This window comes from Streptomyces sp. NPDC033165, assembly GCF_055577965.1.
This window is the reverse complement of the sequence record NZ_JBVIPK010000005.1, coordinates 209,639-230,712: the sequence shown is the minus strand read 5'-3', so window position 1 is coordinate 230,712 and position 21,074 is coordinate 209,639. Positions and strand designations below refer to the sequence as shown.

Annotated in this window: 18 protein-coding genes; 13 read left to right on the top strand and 5 right to left on the bottom strand. The window is 72.2% G+C overall.

Features of this window, described 5'->3' with window-relative positions:
- The first annotated feature begins 226 nt into the window (after positions 1-226).
- The 7 genes from ACZ5WC_RS14785 to ACZ5WC_RS14755 all read left to right on the top strand — a co-directional run bounded on the left by ACZ5WC_RS14785 (position 227) and on the right by ACZ5WC_RS14755 (position 6,834).
- Complete coding sequence (locus ACZ5WC_RS14785; protein ID WP_468541148.1) at positions 227-1,624, top strand: ankyrin repeat domain-containing protein; 1,398 nt, start codon at positions 227-229, stop codon at positions 1,622-1,624.
- Between the two features lie 117 nt (positions 1,625-1,741).
- Entirely contained in the window at positions 1,742-1,885 is a 144-nt protein-coding gene (locus ACZ5WC_RS14780; protein ID WP_468541147.1) for a hypothetical protein, read from the top strand.
- 55 nt (positions 1,886-1,940) lie between these two features.
- Positions 1,941-2,969 carry an N-acetyl-gamma-glutamyl-phosphate reductase gene (gene argC, locus ACZ5WC_RS14775; protein WP_468541146.1) on the top strand — a complete coding sequence of 343 codons (1,029 nt, stop codon included), beginning with the start codon at positions 1,941-1,943 and terminating at the stop codon, positions 2,967-2,969.
- Positions 2,966-4,120 carry a bifunctional glutamate N-acetyltransferase/amino-acid acetyltransferase ArgJ gene (gene argJ, locus ACZ5WC_RS14770; protein WP_468541145.1) on the top strand — a complete coding sequence of 385 codons (1,155 nt, stop codon included), beginning with the start codon at positions 2,966-2,968 and terminating at the stop codon, positions 4,118-4,120. Before argC ends, argJ begins: the two co-directional genes overlap by 4 nt.
- Positions 4,117-5,070, top strand: a complete 954-nt coding sequence (gene argB, locus ACZ5WC_RS14765; RefSeq protein WP_468541144.1) for an acetylglutamate kinase — start codon at positions 4,117-4,119, stop codon at positions 5,068-5,070. The genes argJ and argB overlap by 4 nt, the downstream gene beginning before the upstream one ends.
- A complete protein-coding gene (locus tag ACZ5WC_RS14760) occupies positions 5,067-6,272 on the top strand; it encodes an acetylornithine transaminase (protein WP_468541143.1) in 1,206 nt (401 codons plus the stop codon). The genes argB and ACZ5WC_RS14760 overlap by 4 nt, the downstream gene beginning before the upstream one ends.
- A gap of 25 nt (positions 6,273-6,297) precedes the next feature.
- Positions 6,298-6,834, top strand: a complete 537-nt coding sequence (locus tag ACZ5WC_RS14755) for an arginine repressor (protein WP_019764598.1) — start codon at positions 6,298-6,300, stop codon at positions 6,832-6,834.
- 10 nt (positions 6,835-6,844) lie between these two features.
- Here the strand turns inward: ACZ5WC_RS14755 and ACZ5WC_RS14750 are convergent, their stop codons facing one another.
- Together ACZ5WC_RS14750 and ACZ5WC_RS14745 are read right to left on the bottom strand one after the other, a co-directional pair.
- A complete protein-coding gene (locus ACZ5WC_RS14750) occupies positions 6,845-7,552 on the bottom strand; it encodes a L,D-transpeptidase family protein (RefSeq protein WP_468541142.1) in 708 nt (235 codons plus the stop codon).
- Between the two features lie 64 nt (positions 7,553-7,616).
- Complete coding sequence (locus tag ACZ5WC_RS14745; protein ID WP_468541336.1) at positions 7,617-8,177, bottom strand: pyridoxamine 5'-phosphate oxidase family protein; 561 nt, start codon at positions 8,175-8,177, stop codon at positions 7,617-7,619.
- Positions 8,178-8,846: 669 nt separating this feature from the next.
- Between ACZ5WC_RS14745 and ACZ5WC_RS14740 the strand changes: the two genes are divergently transcribed.
- The 3 genes from ACZ5WC_RS14740 (at position 8,847) to ACZ5WC_RS14730 (ending at position 12,653) form a co-directional block, all read left to right on the top strand.
- Complete coding sequence (locus ACZ5WC_RS14740) at positions 8,847-10,040, top strand: argininosuccinate synthase (RefSeq protein WP_468541141.1); 1,194 nt, start codon at positions 8,847-8,849, stop codon at positions 10,038-10,040.
- 109 nt (positions 10,041-10,149) lie between these two features.
- The gene (gene argH, locus ACZ5WC_RS14735; protein ID WP_468541140.1) at positions 10,150-11,577 is read left to right on the top strand and encodes an argininosuccinate lyase; all 1,428 of its coding nucleotides are present in this window, start codon (positions 10,150-10,152) and stop codon (positions 11,575-11,577) included.
- A 104-nt stretch (positions 11,578-11,681) separates the two neighbouring features.
- The gene (locus ACZ5WC_RS14730) at positions 11,682-12,653 is read left to right on the top strand and encodes an aldo/keto reductase (RefSeq protein WP_468541139.1); all 972 of its coding nucleotides are present in this window, start codon (positions 11,682-11,684) and stop codon (positions 12,651-12,653) included.
- Between the two features lie 18 nt (positions 12,654-12,671).
- Here ACZ5WC_RS14730 and helR read toward each other — a convergent pair whose 3' ends face one another.
- Both helR and rox read right to left on the bottom strand, forming a co-directional pair.
- On the bottom strand, positions 12,672-14,840 hold the full coding sequence (gene helR, locus ACZ5WC_RS14725) for an RNA polymerase recycling motor ATPase HelR (protein ID WP_468541138.1): 2,169 nt from the start codon (positions 14,838-14,840) through the stop codon (positions 12,672-12,674).
- Positions 14,841-14,931: 91 nt separating this feature from the next.
- Positions 14,932-16,371: a rifampin monooxygenase gene (rox, locus tag ACZ5WC_RS14720; protein ID WP_468541137.1), complete on the bottom strand. Its 1,440-nt coding sequence runs from the start codon at positions 16,369-16,371 to the stop codon at positions 14,932-14,934.
- A 352-nt stretch (positions 16,372-16,723) separates the two neighbouring features.
- On the opposite strand from rox, the gene ACZ5WC_RS14715 reads away from it, so the two are divergent.
- Together ACZ5WC_RS14715 and ACZ5WC_RS14710 are read left to right on the top strand one after the other, a co-directional pair.
- A complete protein-coding gene (locus ACZ5WC_RS14715) occupies positions 16,724-17,275 on the top strand; it encodes a TetR/AcrR family transcriptional regulator (RefSeq protein ID WP_468541136.1) in 552 nt (183 codons plus the stop codon).
- Entirely contained in the window at positions 17,272-18,816 is a 1,545-nt protein-coding gene (locus tag ACZ5WC_RS14710; protein ID WP_468541135.1) for an MFS transporter, read from the top strand. The genes ACZ5WC_RS14715 and ACZ5WC_RS14710 overlap by 4 nt, the downstream gene beginning before the upstream one ends.
- Before the next feature lie 80 nt (positions 18,817-18,896).
- On the opposite strand, the gene ACZ5WC_RS14705 is transcribed toward ACZ5WC_RS14710, so the two are convergent.
- Positions 18,897-19,568, bottom strand: a complete 672-nt coding sequence (locus tag ACZ5WC_RS14705; RefSeq protein ID WP_096629624.1) for a lysophospholipid acyltransferase family protein — start codon at positions 19,566-19,568, stop codon at positions 18,897-18,899.
- Between the two features lie 268 nt (positions 19,569-19,836).
- Here ACZ5WC_RS14705 and ACZ5WC_RS14700 point away from each other — a divergent pair, with 268 nt between their 5' ends.
- Positions 19,837-21,012: a glycerophosphodiester phosphodiesterase gene (locus ACZ5WC_RS14700; RefSeq protein ID WP_468541134.1), complete on the top strand. Its 1,176-nt coding sequence runs from the start codon at positions 19,837-19,839 to the stop codon at positions 21,010-21,012.
- Positions 21,013-21,074 lie beyond the last annotated feature (62 nt).

Genomic DNA, 21,074 nt, shown 5'->3' with positions numbered 1-21,074 from the left:
TGATCCGCGGTGCTCACCTTCTCCCACGCCCTCGATCGCCCGCATCGACGACCGTCCGGTCCAGCCCGTCGGGAACTCGGGAACGCGGCGGCCGCCTCCGCCGTTGTCTCCGAGTCCGCCGTCGTCCTCCCGGTCACGGTGGTGGTGGCGGTGCCCCGAGTACAGGGCGGGGGGGCGTACGGGCCGAGCAGGCGACGGCGGTCACGGAACAGAGGGGAACGGCACATTGAGCGCCACGGAGTTGATCGCGGGGGTCCGGCGGGGGGACGCCGAGGCGGTGACCGCGCTGCTGGAGGCGGGGGCGGTCCCGGACACGGCCACGGAGGACGGCCTGCCTGTGCTGTGCCTGGCGGTCGGCGCCTGTCACGCCGCCGTGGCCGAGGCGCTGGTCGAGGGCGGCGCGGACCCGGACCGCAGGCTTCCGGACGGCACGACCCCGCTGGTACGGGCCATCGACGGAGGCTCTCCGGCGATGGTGAAGGCCGTGCTGGGCCGGGAACCCCGGCTGCGCCTCCCGGAGGCCGAACGGCAGCACCTGCTCGCCCTGGCCCGGGACCGGTACGAGCGGGGCGCGGAAGCCGGGCTCCGGAGCAGGACGAGCGGAACCGGCCCTGTGCACCGGGTCCGGGTGCAAGACGACGAGTACGACCACGTGACACAGCTGACGCTGGAAGGCGCCACGGTCCGCGCCGGGCACGGTGCGATCCTGACCGATCTGGAGTGGGCCTTCCGCGTCCTGACGCCCGTGGACGAGCTGGTGGCCAGGGCCGTGGCGCACTCGGACGCGGACCACGTCGACTGGTCGTCCGCCCGATGGGTCCTCAGCGAACGCCGCAGCAAGGAGACCTGGTCCGCCGTCGCGGCGCACCGCCACAGCCCGCACCCGGAGTGCCGTCGCTTCGCCCTCGACGTCCTGCGCTGGTACGAGCTGACGTGGTCGGGCCGGCGGAACTCCTACGGGAAGGAGACGGCGGAGCTGCTCGAAGCCTGGGCCGACGGGGGCGAGGACGACCCGGCCGTCCTCGCCGAGGTGCTCAACGTCCTGAGCGAGACGGAGCACCGGACAACGGACGCGGTGGGGCTGCGGTACGGCGACCACCCGGACCCGCGCGTCCGCGCGGAGGTCCCCGGCCTCCTGCTCGGCCGGGACGCGCCCGGCACCGTCCTCGGCGCGGCGGCCCGGGCCGCCCTGCTGGAGCTCGCCGGGGACGAACACGAGGCGGTGCGCGCCGGGGCCGGCCGGGCTCTGGTCGCGGCTCATGACGGCGGAGCCGAGGTCACGGACGCCATCGTCGCGCTGCTCCAGGATCCGGCGGCCGACGTGCGGGCCGTCACCGCCGAGGCTGTCGCGGACGGCGCGGACCGTACGGCTGCCGTCGCAGACGCCCTGGTGGCCCTGCTCGACGAGGACGACCTGGGGACGCGGCTCAACGCCGCCTACGGCCTCCTGCGCCGGAACGACCCGCGTACCGGGGAAGCGATCGAACGGGTGGGGTCCCACATGCGCCCCGGCTACGAGCACGACCACCGCCTCGCCGCGTTCTGGAGATGGGAGTGGGCCCGGGAGGGCCGCCCGGAGGCGGCCCGGGAGGGCCGCCCGGAGGCCCGCTCCGCCGAGCGGTGAGCCCCTCCGGAGCCCTGCCGCCCGGCTGCGGTTCCGCGCCGCGTACGTCGCTCGCAGCGATTCGCAGGGACCGGGCCTCGAAACGGCGTCCACGTACACCGCCCATCGCACGACGGCGTGATTCTCGTCGACGACTTCGCCCCGGAGGCGGCGTTCCCGCGGTGCGTCCACCGCCATGTCCCCGACGGGGCGGCCATCACCGTGGATCTGAGCGCCCCGTCCTTCTCGATGTCGCCTTCGTGGCCGCCCGACGATCACTGATTGCATAAAAGTGCGGCGCTGCGTATAGTCATGCCATCAACGAGGAGGGTCACCGATGGTCGTACGTGCAGCAGTGGCAGGAGCGAGCGGATACGCCGGCGGTGAGCTGCTCCGCCTCCTGCTGGCGCACCCCGACGTCGAGATCGGTGCGCTCACCGCTCACTCCAACGCCGGGCAGACCCTCGGCCCGCTCCAGCCGCATCTGCGGCCGCTGGCCGACCGGGTGCTGGAGCCCACCACCGCCGAGGCCCTCGCCGGGCACGACGTCGTCTTCCTGGCTCTGCCGCACGGGCAGTCCGCCGCCGTCGCCGAGCGGCTCGGGGACGAGGTGCTCGTGGTGGACATGGGGGCCGACTTCCGGCTGAAGGACGCCGGGGACTGGGAGAAGTTCTACGGGTCCCAGCACGCCGGGACCTGGCCCTACGGGCTGCCCGAGCTGCCGGGCGGGCGGGACGTGCTCGCCGGGTCGCGGCGGATCGCGGTGCCCGGGTGCTACCCGACCGCCGTGTCCCTCGCGCTCTTCCCGGCGTACGGGGCGGGCATCGCCGAGCCGGAGGCTGTGATCGTCGCCGCGTCCGGCACCTCGGGTGCGGGCAAGGCCGCCAAGCCGCACCTGCTCGGCTCCGAGGTGATGGGGAGCATGACCCCGTACGGCGTCGGCGGCGGGCACCGCCACACGCCCGAGATGATCCAGAACCTCAGCGCCGCCGCCGGTGAGCCGGTCACCGTCTCCTTCACGCCCACCCTCGCCCCCATGCCGCGCGGCATCCTCGCCACGTGCAGCGCGAAGGCGAAGCCCGGCGTGAGCGCGGGGAGCCTGCGCGCGGTGTACGGGAAGGCGTTCGCGGACGAGCCGTTCGTGGATCTCCTGCCCGAGGGGCAGTGGCCCGCCACCGCCTCGGTGTACGGGTCCAACGCCGTACAGGTCCAGGTCGCGTACGACGAGGCCGCCGGGCGGATCGTCGTCGTCGCCGCCATCGACAACCTCGCCAAGGGCACCGCGGGCGGCGCCCTCCAGAGCATGAACATCGCCCTCGGACTCCCCGAGGACACAGGTCTTTCGACGATCGGAGTCGCACCGTGAGCGTCACGGCAGCACAGGGATTCTCGGCGGCGGGCATCGCCGCCGGGATCAAGGAGAGCGGTAACCCGGACCTGGCCCTCGTGGTCAACCACGGGCCCCGCCGCGCCGCCGCGGGCGTCTTCACCTCCAACCGCGTCAAGGCCGCCCCCGTGCTCTGGTCGGAGCAGGTCCTCAAGGGCGGCGAGGTCACCGCCGTCGTCCTCAACTCCGGCGGCGCCAACGCCTGTACGGGGCCCAAGGGCTTCCAGGACACCCACGCCACCGCCGAGAAGGTCGCCGAGGTGCTGGACGGGCACAGCGCGGGCGAGGTCGCCGTCGCCTCCACCGGGCTCATCGGCATCCTGCTCCCCATGGACAAGCTGCTTCCCGGCATCGAGCAGGCAGCCGCGGCCCTCAGCGAGCACGGCGGTGAGAAGGCCGCCATCGCCATCAAGACCACCGACACCGTGCACAAGACGGCGCTCGCGGGCGGCGAGGGCTGGACGGTGGGCGGTATGGCCAAGGGCGCGGGCATGCTCGCCCCGGGCCTGGCCACCATGCTCGTCGTCCTCACCACCGACGCCGATGTGGAAGCCCCCGTGCTGGACGCCGCGCTCCGCGACGCCACCCGGACCACCTTCGACCGGGTCGACTCCGACGGCTGCATGTCCACCAACGACACCGTGCTGCTGCTCGCCTCCGGAGCCAGCGGCATCACGCCGGAGCAGGGCGCGTTCGCCGAGGCCGTCCGGGCCGTCTGCGCCGACCTCGCCCGGCAGCTCATCGGGGACGCAGAGGGCGCCTCCAAGGACATTCGGATCGAGGTGATCAACGCGGCCACCGAGGACGACGCCGTCGAGGTCGGCCGGTCCATCGCCCGTAACAACCTCCTCAAGTGCGCCATCCACGGAGAGGACCCCAACTGGGGCCGTGTCCTCTCCGCCATCGGCACGACGAAGGCCGCCTTCGAGCCGGACCAGCTCAACGTCGCCATCAACGATGTCTGGGTCTGCAAGAACGGCCAGGTGGGCGAGGACCGCGACCTCGTCGACATGCGCTACCGGGAGGTCAAGATCACAGCCGACCTCGCCGCGGGCGCCGAGTCCGCCGTCATCTGGGCCAACGACCTCACCGCGGACTACGTCCACGAGAACAGCGCGTACAGCTCATGAGCGCCGCGCGGAAGCACACCGCACTCCCGAAGGCGCAGATCCTCATCGAGGCGCTGCCCTGGCTGACCCGGCACAACGGCAGGACCGTCGTCATCAAGTTCGGCGGCAACGCCATGATCGACGAGGAGCTGAAGGCCGCCTTCGCCCAGGACGTCGTCTTCCTGCGCCACGCCGGCCTCAAGCCCGTCGTCGTGCACGGCGGCGGCCCCCAGATCAGCGCCCAGCTCGACAAGCAGGGCCTGGTCAGCGAGTTCAAGGCCGGGCTGCGGGTCACCACCCCCGAGGCGATGGACGTCGTACGGATGGTGCTCGCCGGACAGGTCCAGCGCGAGCTGGTCGGCCTCCTCAACCAGCACGGCCCCCTCGCCGTCGGCATGACCGGTGAGGACGCCCACACCATCACCGCCACCCAGCACCGGCCCACCATCGACGGCGAATCCGTCGACATCGGCCGGGTCGGCGAGATCACCGCCATCGACACCGGGGCCATCCAGGCGCTGCTGGACGACGGCCGCATCCCGGTCGTCTCCTCCATCGCCCGCTCCGCCGACGACCACCACGTCTACAACGTCAACGCCGACACCGCGGCCGCCGCGCTCGCCGCCGCCCTGGGCGCCGAGACGCTGATGGTCCTCACGGACGTCGAAGGGCTCTACGAGGACTGGCCCAACAGCGACGACGTGATCAGCCGGCTCACCGCCAGCCAGCTGGAGAAGCTGCTGCCCGAGCTGTCCAGCGGCATGGTCCCCAAGATGCAGGGCTGTCTGCACGCCGTGCGCAACGGCGTCGAGACCGCCCGCGTCATCGACGGCCGGGTCCAGCACTCGATCCTGCTGGAGATCTTCACCGACGAGGGCATCGGCACGATGGTCGTGCCGGACGCCTCCAGCGACGTACAGACAGCCGGCGCACAGACAGCCGACGGACACCAGCAGCAGGGGGAATCATGACCGGCACCGGAGCCGAAGGGCTCACCTCGCGCTGGCAGGGCGCGCTGATGGACAACTACGGCGCCCCCCGCCTGCCCCTGGTCCGCGGCGAGGGCGCCCACGTCTGGGACGAGGACGGCAACCGCTACCTCGACTTCGTCGGCGGGATCGCGGTCAACGCCCTCGGCCACGCCCACCCCGCCGTCGTCGAGGCCGTCTCCGCCCAGGTGGCCTCCCTCGGCCACGTATCGAACCTGTTCATCGCCGAGCCGCCCGTCGCGCTCGCCGAGCGGCTGCTCCAGCTGTTCGGCCGCGAGGGCCGGGTCTTCTTCGCCAACTCCGGTGCGGAGGCCAACGAGGCCGCCTTCAAGATCGGCCGGCTCACCGGGCGCACCCGCATGGTCGCCACCGACGGAGGCTTCCACGGCCGGACGATGGGCGCGCTCGCCCTCACCGGACAGCCGGGGAAACAGGAGCCGTTCCGCCCGCTCCCCGGTGACGTCACCCATGTCCCGTACGGGGACGTGGACGCCCTGCGGGCAGCGGTGACCACCGAAACCGCCCTCGTCGTCATCGAGCCGATCCAGGGCGAGAACGGTGTCGTCGTACCGCCCAAGGGCTATCTGGAGGCCGCCCGGGAGATCACCCGCGCGACCGGGACCCTGCTGGTCCTCGACGAGGTGCAGACCGGGATCGGGCGCTGCGGCCAGTGGTTCGAGCACCAGGCCCACCAGGGCGTCGAGCCCGACCTCGTCACCCTCGCCAAGGGGCTCGGCGGCGGTCTGCCGATCGGCGCGACCGTGGCGTTCGGACCGGCCGCTGACCTGATGAAGCCGGGTCACCACGGCACGACGTTCGGCGGGAACCCGGTCGCCTGCGCCGCCGGACTGGCGGTCCTGGACACCCTCGCGGCCGACGGCGTGCTCGACGACGTCAAGCGGCTCGGCGAGAAGATCCGCGACGGAATCGAGGCGCTGGGCCACCCGCTCGTATCCCATGTCCGCGGCAGTGGCCTGCTGCTGGGTATCGTGCTCACCGGACCCCTCGCACCGCAGGTGCAGCAGGCGGCCCAGGGAGCCGGCCTCCTGGTGAACGCGCCCGCCCCCGATGTCGTACGGCTCATGCCGCCACTGATCATCGGTGACGCGGAGGTGGACGCGTTCCTGGAGATCCTGCCGAGCGCTCTCGACGCGGCACACGGGGACGGACGATCCGGAGCATGACCCTCCGGAGAATGAGGCGACGACGATGACCGAGGCGCAGGAAACCGAGCACGGCGGACCGTCCGTGCCGCAGACCCGCACCGCCCGCCACCGCCGGATCGTGGACATCCTGAACCGGCAGCCGGTCCGCTCGCAGAGCCAGCTGGCCAAGCTGCTCGCCGACGACGGGCTGAGCGTCACTCAGGCGACGCTCTCCCGCGACCTCGACGAGCTGGGCGCGGTGAAGATCCGCAACACCGGCGGCGAGCTGATCTACGCGGTGCCCAGCGAGGGCGGATTCCGCACGCCGCAGGCCCCGTTGGGCGGCTCGGCCAAGGAGGAGCGGATGCGCAGGCTCTCGGCCGAACTGCTCATCTCGGCCGAGGCGTCGGCCAATCTCGTGGTGCTCCGTACGCCGCCGGGCGCCGCCCAGTTCCTCGCCTCGGCGATCGACCAGGCCGAGCTGCACGACATCCTCGGCACCATCGCGGGCGACGACACGCTGATGCTCATCAGCCGCGACCCGAACGGCGGCCAGGCGCTCGCCGACCATCTGCTGAGGCTCGCTCAGAACGACCGCTGAGCGGTCCCGTTCAGTACCGCGTGATCGCGGTCGGGCCCGACGAGGTCCCGACCGCGATGTGCGGCCGCCGCTCCGGCTCGGCCCAGGCCAGGATTCCGGCCATCGCCTCCGCGGGGACCGAGACGCATCCGGCCGTCGCCCCGCGCCCGTTCACATGCAGGAAGATCCCGGCGCCCCGGCCGCGTACGGGCTCGTCGTAGTTGAAGCCGATGACCAGCGCCCGGGCGTACTGCGTGCCGTAGGCGACCAGGCGCTCGGCCTCGTCCGCCCGGCAGTCGGCGGGGCGCGGCTCCACCCACCGGTTGTACGCGCGCGAGGCGTTGTCCTGGCACCACCAGGAGCCCTCGGTCACCTTCCGGTACGGGTACGTCGTGCCCGCCGGGGCCTCCTCGATGCCGAAGGCGTACGGCAGGTCGTACAGGCCGGTCGGCGTGGTGCTGGTGCCCTGCTCGCGGGCCGACCCCTCGGCCAGCCCGTTCGCCCCGAACCGCGCGGGCGCGGAACCGGCCTTCGTCCATCTGCCGCCGCGCCGCTCCCACCAGGTCACCGTGCCCGTCGTGGACCCCGTGTGCGGGGCCTCGGCGGTGATGAGCTGGGAGCCGCCCCCCGTGTCCGCCATCCGGTACGGCAGGGGAGGCGGCGTGCCGGCGGGGGCGGCCCCGAGGGAGCCGGTGGCCAGGGCGAGGAGCGCGGCGAAGGTCAGCAGAGGTCGGTGCATGCTCCGGACCGTACGGCGGCCGGGGGCGAGGGCCCACCGGACCTGCTCCGTACGGCCCAGCGGCTCACTCCGGCAGGGAAGCCCCCTTCGGCAGGGGCGGCAGCGGGAGTGGCAGCCCCGGCAGTCCGTCGATGCTCGTCGCGATGTCCGGTTTCTTCGTGAAGTACGCGTCGAGGCTCGCGTCGTCCTCGCGCCGGAAGCGGTCCGCGTGGAGCGCGCGGTCCTCTTCGTAGCTCAGCAGCGGCACGGCGAACCCGCAGGTGTCGCGGATCAGTTCGGCGGTCACCACGATGATCGCGCGCAGTCCGTGCGGGGTGGGGTCGACATCGGGGAAGCGGGCGAGCAGCTCGGTGAACCGGGGGTCGTCACGGAAGACCGGCTCACCGAGGCCGTGGACCCGCACGATGTTCGGCGGTCCCTGGAAGGCGCACCACATGAGCGTGATACGCCCGTTCTCGCGGAGGTGGGCGACGGTCTCCGCGTTGCTCCCGGCGAAGTCCAGGTAGGCCACGGTCCGTTCGTCGAGGACGGCGAACGATCCGGTGACGCCCTTGGGGGAGAGGTTCACGGTGCCCTCGGCGTCCAGTGGGGCGGTGGCCGTGAAGAAGACGGGCTGTTCCTCGATGAAGCTCCTGAGTCATCCGTCAATACGCTCGTATGTTTTTCCCATGGGCTGATTATCAACACTGCCCGATCTCGTGGGGCCTCCGGAATCCCTGCGGCCGCCGGCAGCAGGGCCCGGTACAGGGGGAGCGGGTCGATGCCGCCCTGCCGCAGGACGTAATGCGCGCAGGTCCGCACGACGGCGGAGCGGTCGGCCAGGAGCGGGCGCAGCTCCGGGCTGCCGCCGAACCCCTCCAGCGCCGCTTCCCGGACCCGCCCGTCCGGGTGACACAGGGCCGGTGCGGGCGGAAGGGGCGGTGGCGGCGGTGTACGGGCGCGGCCGAACAGGGCGGACAGCCCCGGCCGCCCCCGCCCCCCCGGCCGACTGGGTCAGGGGCCAGGCGCGGTGGGCGAGGGTCGCCCGTACGGCGGTGCCGAAGGCCACCCATGCCTCGGCCGAGGCGGACTCCAGCGCTTCGTCCGGAGCTGCGCCCCCGGACGCCCGCACCACGGACTCCCGGGCCTTCTCCTCGCTGCTGTTCACGTGGGCCTCCCCTCGTCAGCTGTCGATGCTGGATGCCCACCGGCCCGGAGTGCCGCCTTTTCCGCCGCCCTGACCTGGAGCTTTGACAAGTCATACGAAGGTCTGCATAGTTATGCCCATCAGTGAATGCACCGTAAGGAGAAACCCGTGACCGAGCGCGTCGTACTCGCCTACTCGGGCGGCCTTGACACCTCCGTCGCCATCGGCTGGATCGCCGAGGAGACGGGCGCCGAGGTCATCGCCGTCGCCGTGGACGTCGGACAGGGCGGCGAGGACCTGGACGTCATCCGCAAGCGCGCGCTCGCCTGCGGTGCGGTCGAGGCCGAGGTCGCGGATGCCAAGGACGAGTTCGCCGAGGAGTTCTGCCTCCCGGCGATCAAGGCCAACGCCCTCTACATGGACCGCTATCCGCTGGTCTCGGCCCTCTCCCGGCCGACGATCGTCAAGCACCTCGTCGCCGCCGCCAAGAAGCACAACGCCCAGATCGTCGCCCACGGCTGCACCGGCAAGGGCAACGACCAGGTCCGCTTCGAGGCCGGCATCTCCGCGCTCGGCCCCGACCTGACGTGCATCGCCCCGGTCCGCGACTACGCGATGACCCGGGACAAGGCGATCGCCTTCTGCGAGGAGAAGAACCTCCCGATCGCGACCACCAAGAAGTCCCCGTACTCCATCGACCAGAACGTCTTCGGCCGCGCCGTCGAGACGGGCTTCCTGGAGGACATCTGGAACGCCCCGATCGAGGACATCTACGAGTACACCGCCGACCCCGCCACCCCGCGCGAGGCCGACGAGGTCGTCGTCTCCTTCAAGGAGGGCGTGCCCGTCGCCATCGACGGCCGTCCCGTCACCGTCCTCCAGGCGATCCAGCAGCTCAACGAGCGGGCCGGGGCCCAGGGCATCGGCCGGATCGACATGGTCGAGGACCGGCTCGTGGGCATCAAGTCCCGTGAGGTGTACGAGGCGCCCGGCGCGATCGCGCTGATCACCGCCCACCAGGAGCTGGAGAACGTCACCGTCGAACGCGAGCTGGCCCGCTACAAGCGGCAGGTCGAGCAGCGCTGGGGCGAGCTGGTCTACGACGGCCTGTGGTTCTCCCCGCTCAAGCGCGCGCTGGACGGCTTCATCGACGAGGCCAACCAGCACGTCACCGGCGACATCCGGATGACCCTGCACGCCGGCCGGGCCGTCGTCACCGGCCGGAAGTCCGAGGAGTCGCTGTACGACTTCAACCTCGCCACCTACGACTCGGGCGACACCTTCGACCAGTCCAAGGCGCAGGGCTTCATCGAGATCTTCGGCCTCTCCTCGAAGATCGCGGCCAAGCGCGACCTCGCCTGACGATCTACAGGAGCTTCCCCTTCGCCGTACAGCCGCCTCCCTGCCCGTGCGCGGCGGGGAGGCGGGGAGGCGGCCGCATATTCGCACCCTTGCCCATGAGGAGCACGCAGTGAGCAGCAACAACGGTGACGTCCGGCTCTGGGGCGCCCGGTTCGCCGACGGACCGGCTGAGGCCCTGGCCAGGCTGTCCGCCTCCGTCCACTTCGACTGGCGGCTCGCGCCGTACGACATCGCCGGCTCCCGCGCCCACGCGCGCGTCCTCAACAAGGCGGGCCTCCTCGCCGAGGACGAGCTGACCCGGATGCTCTCCGGGCTCGACCGGCTCGAAGCCGACGTCACGGACGGCTCGTTCACCGGAACCGTCGCCGACGAGGACGTCCACACCGCCCTGGAACGCGGACTGCTGGAGCGCCTCGGCCCTGACCTCGGCGGCAAACTGCGGGCCGGACGGTCGCGGAACGACCAGATCGCCACCCTCTTCCGGATGTACCTGCGCGACCACGCCCGGATCATCGGCGGCCTGCTCGCCGAGCTTCAGGGCGCGCTGGTCGGCCTCGCCGAGGCCCACCCGGACGTGGCGATGCCGGGCCGCACCCACCTCCAGCACGCCCAGCCCGTGCTCTTCGCCCACCATGTGCTGGCCCATGTGCAGTCCCTGTCCCGGGACGCCGAGCGGCTGCGCCAGTGGGACGAGCGCACGGCCGTCTCCCCGTACGGCTCCGGGGCCCTCGCCGGGTCCTCGCTCGGGCTCGACCCCGAGGCGGTCGCCGCCGACCTGGGCTTCGAGCACGGCTCGGTCGCCAACTCCATCGACGGCACCGCCTCGCGGGACTTCGTCGCGGAGTTCGCGTTCATCACCGCGATGATCGGCGTGAACCTCTCCCGGATCGCGGAGGAGGTCATCATCTGGAACACGAAGGAGTTCTCCTTCGTCACCCTGCACGACGCCTTCTCCACCGGCTCCTCGATCATGCCGCAGAAGAAGAACCCCGACATCGCCGAGTTGGCCCGGGGCAAGTCCGGCCGCCTCATCGGCAATCTGACCGGCCTGCTCGCCACGCTCAAGGCGCTCCCGCTCGCGTACAACCGGGACCTCCAGGAGGACAAGGAGCCCGTCTTCGACTCCTGCGACCAGCTGGAGGTCCTGCTGCCCGCCTTCACCGGCATGATGGCCACCCTCACCGTCAACCGCGAGCGCATGGAGGAGCTGGCCCCGGCGGGCTTCTCGCTCGCGACCGACATCGCGGAGTGGCTGGTCAAGCAGGGTGTCCCCTTCCGGGTCGCGCACGAGGTGGCGGGCGCCTGCGTGAAGGAGTGCGAGCAGCACGGCATCGAGCTCGACCAGCTCACCGACGAGCAGTTCGCCGCGATCTCCGAGCACCTCACCCCCGAGGTGCGCACCGTCCTCAACGTGCGGGGCGCCCTCGCCTCCCGCAGCGGCCGGGGCGGCACCGCGCCCTTGGCCGTCGCCGTACAGCTGGCCGAGGTGAAGCGGGACCTGGAGGTCCAGACGGCCTGGGCGGCCGCCCGCTCGTAGGACGCCACAGCCGTACGCACGGTGCCGTCACAGGCGTACGAAAGGCGTCGCGGGCTACGTTGACCGGGGTAGGAGTATCCGCAACCGACCCCGAGGAGCCCGCGATGCCCTTCACCGCCCTGGCCACCGCGACGACCCCGACCGCCCACATCGGACTGGGCCTCGCAGCCGTCGGGAGGCCCGGATACATCAACCTCCACCGCGACCGGGACCTGCCGGAAGGCCGGGATGCGGACGCCCTGCGCGCCCGTACGCACGAGCTGCTGGACGCGGCGTACGCGCAGGGCGTCCGGTACGTCGACACGGCCCGCTCCTACGGCCGCGCCGAGGAGTTCCTCGGTGAGTGGCTGGACGCCCGGCCCTCCTTCACCGACCTCGTCGTCGGCTCCAAGTGGGGGTACACCTACACCGCCGACTGGAGCGTCGTGGCCGAGGTCCACGAGGTGAAGGACCACAGCCTCGCCACCTTCGAGCGGCAGCGCGCCGAGACCCGCGAACTCCTCGGGGACCGGCTCGACCTCTACCAGATCCACTCGCTCACCCCCGACAGCCCGGCCCTCGCCGACAAGGAGCTCCACGAACGCCTGGCCGCACTCGCCGCCGAGGGGGTCGCCGTCGGGTTCTCCACCAGCGGTCCCGCCCAGGCGGACGCCATCCGGGCCGCGCTCGCCGTCACGGTCGACGGCGTCCCCCTCTTCCGTACCGTCCAGGCCACCTACAACGCTCTGGAGACCTCGGCCGCCCCCGCTCTCGCCGAGGCCCACGACGCCGGGCTCACCGTGATCGTCAAGGAGGGCATGGCCAACGGGCGGCTCGCCGGGGACGAGGCCCCCGCCGTGTTCCAGGAGATCGCCGCCGACGCGGGGGTGGGCGGCGACGCGGTGGCCCTGGCGCTCGTCCTGCACCAGCCGTGGGCCGGGGTCGTCCTCTCCGGCGCCGCCACCGTCACCCAGCTCGCCGGAAACCTGCACGCCCCCGTCGTCGACCTCGACGAGGAGCAGCGGGCCCGGCTGGACGCCCTGGTCGAGGACCCGGAGGCCTACTGGCGGCACCGCGCGGCCCTGCCCTGGCACTGAACCGAGGCGCGGCCACCGTCAGGGGCTCGTGAGGACCACCAGCCGCTGCGTCGCCCGGGTCATCGCGACATAGCGGTCCACCGCCCCCTCGATCCCCGCGCCGAACGCCTCCGGGTCCACGAGCACGACCAGGTCGAATTCGAGCCCCTTCGCCAGCTCCGGGCTCAGCGACCGCACGCGGGCCGTCCCCCGGAACGCGGGGGCGCCGATGACGCAGGCCGTCCCTTCGGCGTGCTCCGCGAGCCAGGCGCCGAGCACCGCGTCCAGGTCCGAGGCGGAACCGTGGGCGACGGGGAGGCCGCCGTCACGGACGGACGCCGGCACGTTGGCATCCGGCAGCACGGCCCGGATCACCGGCTCTGCCTCGGCCATGATCTCCCGCGGCGTCCGGTAGTTGATGCTCAGGGAGGCCAGGGTGATCCGGTCGAGCCCGACCCGCTCCAGCCGCTCCCGCCACGGCTCGGTGAACCCGTGCCGGGCCTGCGCACGGTCCCCGACGATCGTGAAGCTCCGGGACGGGCAGCGGGCCAGCAGCATCTGCCACTCGGCGTCGGTCAGCTCCTGCGCCTCGTCCACGACGATGTGGGCGAACGGCCCGGCGAGCAGGTCGGGCGCGATACCGCTCGCCCCTTCCACGTCGTCCAGGGAGTTCCTCAGGTCCTGGCCGTGCAGCATCATCAGCGCGCCCTCCCCGTCCGCGTCCGCCTCGGCCAGGGTCTCGTCGGCCAGCAGACTGTCGATGACCTGGGCCATCCGCTCGCGCTCCGCGGCGGCGGCCGCCTCCCGCCGACGCCTGCGCACCGAAGCCTCCGGGTCGCCTAGCCGCTGCCGTGCCGCGTCCAGGACCGGCAGGTCGGACACCGTCCAGGCCTGCGGGTCCGCCCGCTGCAACCTGCGTACGCCCTCGGGGCTCAGCCAGGGCGCGCACTTACGCAGATACGCGGGGACCGACCACAGGTCCCCGACGAGATCGGCCGCCTCGATCAGGGGCCAGGCCCGGTCGAAGGCCGCGAGCAGCTCCCGGTTCTGCCGCAGGGACGCCCGGAGCTGCTCCTCGGGGGCATCGCCGTCGTGCTTGTCCACGAGGATCGTGAGCAGCTCGTCCCAGATCCGGTCGCGCGCCTCGTTGTGCGGAGTGCCGGGGTCGGCCGCCTCGAACGCCGAGGCCCAGTCGGCGGGGCTCAGCCGGATGTCGGACCAGTGCGTCTCGACCCGCAGCCCCGTGGCGGGCGGCTCCTCGTAGAACCGGACGGCGGGCTCGATCGCCTTCACCAGGTCCGCGGACGCCTTGAGGCGGGCCACTTCCGGATCGGTCTCGACTCCCGCCCCGGCCCCCTCGGCGACGAGGTCTTGCAGGGTGCAGGTCTGGACACCCTCCTCTCCCAGGCTCGGGAGCACATCGGCGACGTACCCCAGGTAGGGCCGGGACGGGCCGATGAACAGCACCCCGCCCCGGCGGTGACCGAGGCGCGGATCGGAGTGGAGGAGATACGCGGAGCGGTGCAGGGCGACGACGGTCTTCCCCGTGCCCGGGCCGCCGTCGACGACGAGGGCGCCCCGGGAGCCCGCCCGGATGATGGCGTCCTGGTCGGCCTGGATGGTGCCGAGCACATCGCGCATCCGGGCCGAGCGGTTGTCGCCCAGGCCCGCGATGAAGGCGGACTGGTCGTCGAGCGCGGCATGCCCGGCCAGGGCGTCCGCCGTGAACACCTCGTCCCAGTAGTCGCTGATCCGGCCGCCGGTCCAGCGGTACCGGCGGCGGCTCGCCAGCCCCATCGGGTTGGCGTGGGTGGCTCCGAAGAACGGTTCGGCGGCGGGGGAGCGCCAGTCGATCAGCAGTCGGCGGCCCGTGCTGTCGGTCAGGCCGAGCCGTCCGACGTACACCGGGGCGGAGCCGTCCGCAGCGGCCATGTGCCCGAGGCACAGGTCCACGCCGAAGCGGCGCAGGGTGCGCAGCCGGGTGCTGAGCCGGTGGATCTCCGCGTCCCGGTCCATCGCCTGACGCCCGCCGCCGCCCGGCGCCCGGCGTTCGGCGTCGAGGCGCTCGGACAGCTCGGCGATCGACGCCTCCAGACACCGGGCGATGGCGGCGAAGTGGTCCTCGTCGTCGGCGACCAGGGCCGGGTCGGCCTTGGCGGCGAGGCGGTCGGGGAGGTTGAAGGCACTGGTGGTGGTCAGGGGTTTCACGTCGTCAGTTCCGATCTCACGTTCGTCCGTACAAGGCGGCCCTCTCCGGCCTTCTCCGGCCTGTCCCGGCTCTCCGGGGCGCGGCGGTGCTTCAGCCCGCGGGTGCGCCGAACCACCGCACCAGCGCGTCCGGCAGCCCCGCCGGGTCCTGCCCGGCCCAGGCCACATGGCCGTCGGGCCGCAGCAGCACGGCCGGCACGTCCAGCTCCTCCGCACGGTCGACCACGTGGTCGACCCGGTCCTCCCAGCCCGCCGCCGACAGCTCGCCGGTCCGGTCGAGCAGCAGTCCGCGGCCCCTGCGCATCAGCTCGTACAGGCGGCCCCGCTTCAGTGTCAGGTCCCGCATGCGGCGGCCGAGGAGTTCGTGCCCCTCGCCGAGGTCGTAGTGGACGTCGACCGCGGTGACCATGCCGGTCAGGTAGCGGTTCACCTCCTCGAAGTCCATCAGCCGCGAGAGCAGCTCCCGCAGCGCGGTCGCACCGGCGTCCGTGCCCAGCAGCTTCATCTGCGCCCGGGTGTTGTCCAACACCCGCGCGCCCACCGGGTGCCGCTCGGTGTGGTAGCTGTCCAGCAGCCCCTCCGGCGCCCAGCCGTTGACCTCGGCAGCCAGCTTCCAGCCGAGGTTGAACGCGTCCTGCACACCGAGGTTGAGCCCCTGCCCACCGGTCGGCGGATGGATATGGGCCGCGTCCCCGGCCAGCAGCACCCGGCCGACCCGGTAGCGCTCGGCCTGCCGGGTGGCATCGCCGAACCGGGACAGCCAACGGGGCGAGTGGACACCGAAGTCGGTGCCCGCCACGGCCCGCAGCCGCTGCCGGAACTCCTCCAGGGTCGGCGCGGCAGCCCGGTCCCCGGCCACCTCGGCGGCGGGCACGATGACGCGGAAGGTGCCGTCCCCGTTGGGGATGGTGCCGAAGCGCAGGTGCGTCCGGCGAACCTCCTGGACGACGGCGGCGACCGTCTCCTGGTCCTCGGCCATCTCCATGTCGCCGAGCAGCGTCTCGGCCGTGGCGGGTTCGCCGGGGAAGGCGACGCCGAGCTGCCTGCGTACGGTGCTGCGGCCGCCGTCGCACCCGACGAGGTACCGGGAGCGCAGCCGCGTGCCGTCCGCCAGCTCGACGGTGACCCCGTCGGCGGCGGACTGGCTCAGCCCGGTCACTTCGCAGCCGCGCCGGATCTCGGCGCCGAGCTCGACGGCCCGCTCGCCGAGCAGCCGTTCGGTGACCGGCTGGAGCGTTGACAGCCCGTACGGGTGCGCGGTGTCCAGCCGCTCCGGCCACGGCTTCTGGATGCCGCCGAAGAACCCGCCGACCTGGAACGTCTCGCTCACCGCGAGGAACCGGTCCAGCAGCCCCCGCTGGTCCATCACCTCGACGCTGCGCACATGCAGGCCGCGCCCCCGCGACTCCCGGGTCGGCTCGGTCAGCTTCTCCAGGACGACCGTGCGCACTTCGGCCAGCCGCAGCTCGCAGGCCAGCATCAGCCCGGTCGGTCCACCGCCGACGACGATTACGTCGGCGTCTGCGCCCATATCTGGGCCTGCGTCGATCATCACTATTCCGCCCCTGTCGACGTCGAATCTCCGGAAGCCACCGGTGTATCCGGGCTTCGGCCGACGATTCTGCGGCCTTTGGGGGGCCTTGCCGCAAGGCCCCCCATGCGCTATAAGTTGAGAGTGGCAAGGAGTGGGTTCACCTCCTGCCGATCCCGCCGCTCGTCCCGGCACCCTCCCCGCGGGTGACCGTCGCCGCGTCTCCCCGCATCTCCTCAGGGTCGTCCGTGACCCCGGGTCCCTTCATGGCCGGGACCTTCATGAGCCACGACCGGGACCTTCATGACCTCTCGGTGAGACATTGGTGTCTCAAATGGGTTATGGTTGTCTCATGACTCTCGACCGTGAGCAGGTGCTGCGCAGCGCCGCCGCCCTGCTGTCCCACAAATCGACCGCCACCATGGACGAGGTCGCCAGGGCAGCCGGTATCGGCCGGGCCACCCTCCACCGTCACTTCGCCGGGCGAGACGCCCTGGTGAAGGCGCTGGAGGATCTCGGCATCCAGGAGTTCGAGGCAGCCCTCGACACCGCCCGGCTCGACGAAGGCACCTCCGATGAGGCGCTGCGCCGCCTCATCGCCGCCGTCGAGCCCAGCGCCGGACTCCTCTCCTTCCTCGTCAACGAGAACCAGCTCTTCGAGGGCGACGAGGTCAACGAGGGCTGGAACCGGGCCGACGCCCGTGTCTCCGCCTTCTTCCGCCGTGGCCAGGAGCGCGGCGAATTCCGTATCGACCTCACCCCCGCCTGGCTGACCGAGGCCCTCTACGGGCTCGTCGGCACCGGCGCCTGGGCCGTCCAGGTGGGACGGGTCGCCGCACAGGACTTCCAGTACATGGTCGTCGAGCTGCTGCTCGGCGGAGCCCGCCGGAGCGTGGAGCAATGACCAGCATCGACCAGCACCCGAAGACCGTGGACGAGGTACGCCGCCCGGGGCGGTGGATCGCGCTCGCCGTGCTCGTCCTCGCCGTGCTGCTGGTGGCCGTCGACGCCACCGTGCTGGGGCTCGCCACCCCGTTCCTCAGCGAGGACCTCGCGCCCACCGGCACCCAGCTGCTCTGGATCGGTGACGTCTACTCCTTCGTCATCGCCGGACTGCTCGTCTCGATGGGCAGCCTAGGCGACCGCATCGGCCGCAAGAAGCTGCTGCTGATCGGTGCCGTGGCGTTCGGCGCGGTGTCCGTGCTCAACGCGTACGCGACCACGCCCGAGATGATGATCGTGGCCCGGGCGCTGCTCGGGGTCGCGGGCGCCACCCTGATGCCGTCCACCCTCGCCCTGATCCGCAACCTCTTCCACGACCCGCGCGAGCGCAGCCTCGCCATCGGTATCTGGGGCGCGATGGCCTCGGCGGGCGCGGCCGTGGGCCCGGTCGTCGGCGGATTCCTGCTGGAGCACTTCTGGTGGGGCTCGGTCTTCCTGATCAACCTGCCCGTGATGGCCGTGCTCGTGGTCGTCGGCATCAAGCTGATCCCGGAGTCCAGGAACCCGGCCCCCGGCCCGTGGGACATGCTCAGCGTCGGGCTCTCCCTGGTCGGCATGATCGGCGTCGTGTACGCCATCAAGGAGACGGCCTCGCACGGGCTGAGCTGGGAGGCCGGTGCGGCAGCCGTCCTCGGTGCCGTCGCGCTCACCTGGTTCGTGCGCAGGCAGCTGAGGCTGCCCGCGCCCCTCCTGGACATGCGGCTCTTCCACCACCGGGGCTTCTCCGGCGCGGTCCTCGCGGACCTGCTGACCATCCTCGGCCTGTCCGGTCTGGTCTTCTTCCTCTCCCAGTTCCTGCAACTGGTGCAGGGCCGGGGGCCGCTGGAGGCGGGGCTCGCCGAACTGCCGGCGGCCATCGGCGCGGTGACCGCCGGTCTGCTGGCCGGATTCGCCGCCCGCCGGTTCTCGGTGCGCTCGGTTGTGGCGGGCGGACTCGGCGCGGTCGGTCTCGCGCTCGGCACGGTGACCCTGCTCGACCAGCACACCGGCTACCCGCTGCTGGGCTCCATGCTGCTGGTCGTCGGTGTCGGCGCCGGATTCTCCTTCACCGTCACCGCCGACGTCATCCTCTCCAGCGTCCCCAAGGAGCAGGCGGGCTCGGCCTCCGCGGTCTCCGAAACGGCGTACGAACTCGGTGCGGCCCTCGGCATCGCCCTGCTCGGCTCCATCGTCACCGGCGTCTACCGGGGCTTCCCGACCCCGGTCGGCACCCCCGCCGACGTCGAGTCGGCCGCCCACGAATCGCTGGGGGGAGCCGTCGAGGCAGCCACGGCGCTGCCCGCCGCCCAGGCCGGCCCGCTGGTCTCCGCGGCGCAGGAGGCGTTCGTCGACGGGCTGCGGTCCGCCGCGGGCGTCGGCGCGGCAGTGCTGCTCGCGGCGGCCGTCGCCTCCTGGTTCCTGCTGCGGGGCCAGAAGCTGGAGGACGGCGTCGAGCACCCGTAGCCGCAGCCGTTCACAGTGAAAGGCCCGCACCCCGTTTCCTTCCGGGGTGCGGGCCCTTCCGCCTACCAGGCTCTACGCGCTCAGGCGGCCTTGGCCTTCGTCGCGTACATGTCCACGTACTCCTGGCCGGACAACCGCATCACCTCGGACATCACCGAGTCGGTCACCGCCCGCAGCACATAGCGGTCGCGGTCCATGCCCTCGTAGCGCGAGAACTCCATCGGCTCGCCGAAACGCACCGTCACCTTGCCCGGCCGGGGCAGCCCCGCGCCGCCCGGCTGGAGCTTGTCGGTCCCGATCATCGCGAACGGGACCACCGGGGCGCCCGTCATCAGGGTCAGCCGCGCGATGCCCGTACGGCCCCGGTAGAGCCGGCCGTCGGGGGAGCGGGTGCCCTCCGGGTAGATCGCGAAGGCCTGGCCCTCCTCCAGTACCCGGCGCCCGGTCATCAGCGCCGCGACACCGCCCCGGCCGCCGTCCCGGTCCACCGGGATCATTCCGGCGCCGGTGAAGAACCAGGCCATCAGCCGGCCCTTGAGGCCCTTGCCCGTGACGTACTCGTCCTTGCCGATGTAGAAGACCGGCCGGTCGACGCAGACCGGCATGACCATCGAGTCGATGAAGGTGAGGTGGTTGCCCGCGAGGATCACCGGCCCGGTCCCGGGGATGTTCTCGACGCCCTCCACCTGTGGGCGGAACATCAGGCGCAGAATCGGTCCGAGCACTGCCTTGAAGACCGTGAGACGGGACAACGGGTTCCTCCGGTGTGGTGGCCGGGCCGGCCGCGGTGGACTGGATGGGGTGGAACGGGCGGTGGCCGGAGCCGACGGGCGATGGTCGTGCAGGTGAGGACGATACTCGCGGGTATGAGCTGATCGCACATCGGGTTCACGTAGCGGATACGCGGTGTTGACGTGTGTTTCCGCCATGTTGGCCGTCGATCCGCCCTCCCGTACGCCTCCCAGCCTACGATCGGGCCTCGTTCGACCGGTCCCGGACATCACCGAGCGAGGAGCATTCATGACGGAGCGTGCCCGCACGACCCCTGGCCGACGGACCCTGCTGGGCGCCGCAGTCCTCGGCACGGCGGCCCTGGGGCTGCCCGGCGCGGCCCACGCCACCGGGCACGGACCCGGGCACGGTGGCGGCCACGGGCATGGCGGCGGCCATGGATCACTGCGCGAGCTGCCCGTCCCGACGGTCATCGGCCACCGCGGGGCCAGCGGCTACCGCCCCGAGCACACCCTCGGCTCCTACCAGCTGGCCCTCGACATGGGCGCGCACATCGTCGAGCAGGACCTCGTCCCCACCAAGGACGGCCACCTCGTCTGCCGCCACGAGAACGACATCACCGCCACCACGGACGTCGCCGACCACCCCGGGTTCGCGGACCGCAGGACCACCAAGACGATCGACGGTGTCTCCTCCACCGGCTGGTTCACCGAGGACTTCACCCTCGCCGAGCTCAAGACCCTGCGCGCCAAGGAGCGCATCCCCGGCAACCGCCCGGACAACACCCTCTACGACGGCCGCTGGACGGTTCCCACCTTCGACGAGGTCCTGCGCTGGGCGGACAAGGAGGGGCGCAGGCGCGGCAGGCCTGTCTGGCTGTACGTGGAGACCAAGCACCCCACCTACTTCCGGAAGCTCGGCCTCGGCCTGGAGGAGCCGCTCGCCCGGCTGCTGCGCCGCCACGGCCGCCACCGCAAGAACTCCCCGCTCATCCTCCAGTCCTTCGAGCCCAGCTCGGTCCAGCGCCTCGCCCGTCTGGTCGGCACCCCGCGGATCGTCCTGCTGTCCGGCCCGAAGTCGCGCCCCTGGGACTTCGTCGAGTCCGGCGACCCGCGCACGGTGGCCGATCTGGTGAAGCCCGCCGGGCTGAAGTGGATCGCCTCGTACGCTCAAGGCATCGGCCCCACCCTCGACCTGGTCATCCCCAAGGACGCCTCGGGACGGCTCACCACCCCGACCACGCTCGTACGGGACGCGCACGCCAGGGGACTGCTGCTGCACCCGTACACGCTGCGCAACGAGAACGGCTTCCTGCCCGCCGACTTCCGGCGCGGCACCGACCCCAACGCCTACGGCGACGTCTTCGGGGCCTGCGCCGCGTACTTCGCCACCGGCATCGACGGCATCTTCGCCGACCAACCGGACACCGCACTGCTCGCGGCGGCCGACTCCAAGGGGCGCTGACCGCGTACGGGGGCGATGTGCGGGGGCGACGGGGGCCCGGTCGGGACGACGGGCCGCCCGCC

Excerpts from the sequence above, each read along its gene's own strand:
- argB (WP_468541144.1), top strand. The coding sequence starts at position 4,117 with ATGAGCGCCGCGCGGAAGCACACCGCACTCCCGAAGGCGCAGATCCTC.
- ACZ5WC_RS14750 (WP_468541142.1), bottom strand. The coding sequence starts at position 7,552 with ATGCACCGACCTCTGCTGACCTTCGCCGCGCTCCTCGCCCTGGCCACC.
- ACZ5WC_RS14710 (WP_468541135.1), top strand. The coding sequence starts at position 17,272 with ATGACCAGCATCGACCAGCACCCGAAGACCGTGGACGAGGTACGCCGC.
- ACZ5WC_RS14715 (WP_468541136.1), top strand. The coding sequence starts at position 16,724 with ATGACTCTCGACCGTGAGCAGGTGCTGCGCAGCGCCGCCGCCCTGCTG.
- ACZ5WC_RS14700 (WP_468541134.1), top strand. The coding sequence starts at position 19,837 with ATGACGGAGCGTGCCCGCACGACCCCTGGCCGACGGACCCTGCTGGGC.
- ACZ5WC_RS14730 (WP_468541139.1), top strand. The coding sequence starts at position 11,682 with ATGCCCTTCACCGCCCTGGCCACCGCGACGACCCCGACCGCCCACATC.
- ACZ5WC_RS14760 (WP_468541143.1), top strand. The coding sequence starts at position 5,067 with ATGACCGGCACCGGAGCCGAAGGGCTCACCTCGCGCTGGCAGGGCGCG.
- argC (WP_468541146.1), top strand. The coding sequence starts at position 1,941 with ATGGTCGTACGTGCAGCAGTGGCAGGAGCGAGCGGATACGCCGGCGGT.
- ACZ5WC_RS14755 (WP_019764598.1), top strand. The coding sequence starts at position 6,298 with ATGACCGAGGCGCAGGAAACCGAGCACGGCGGACCGTCCGTGCCGCAG.
- rox (WP_468541137.1), bottom strand. The coding sequence starts at position 16,371 with ATGGGCGCAGACGCCGACGTAATCGTCGTCGGCGGTGGACCGACCGGG.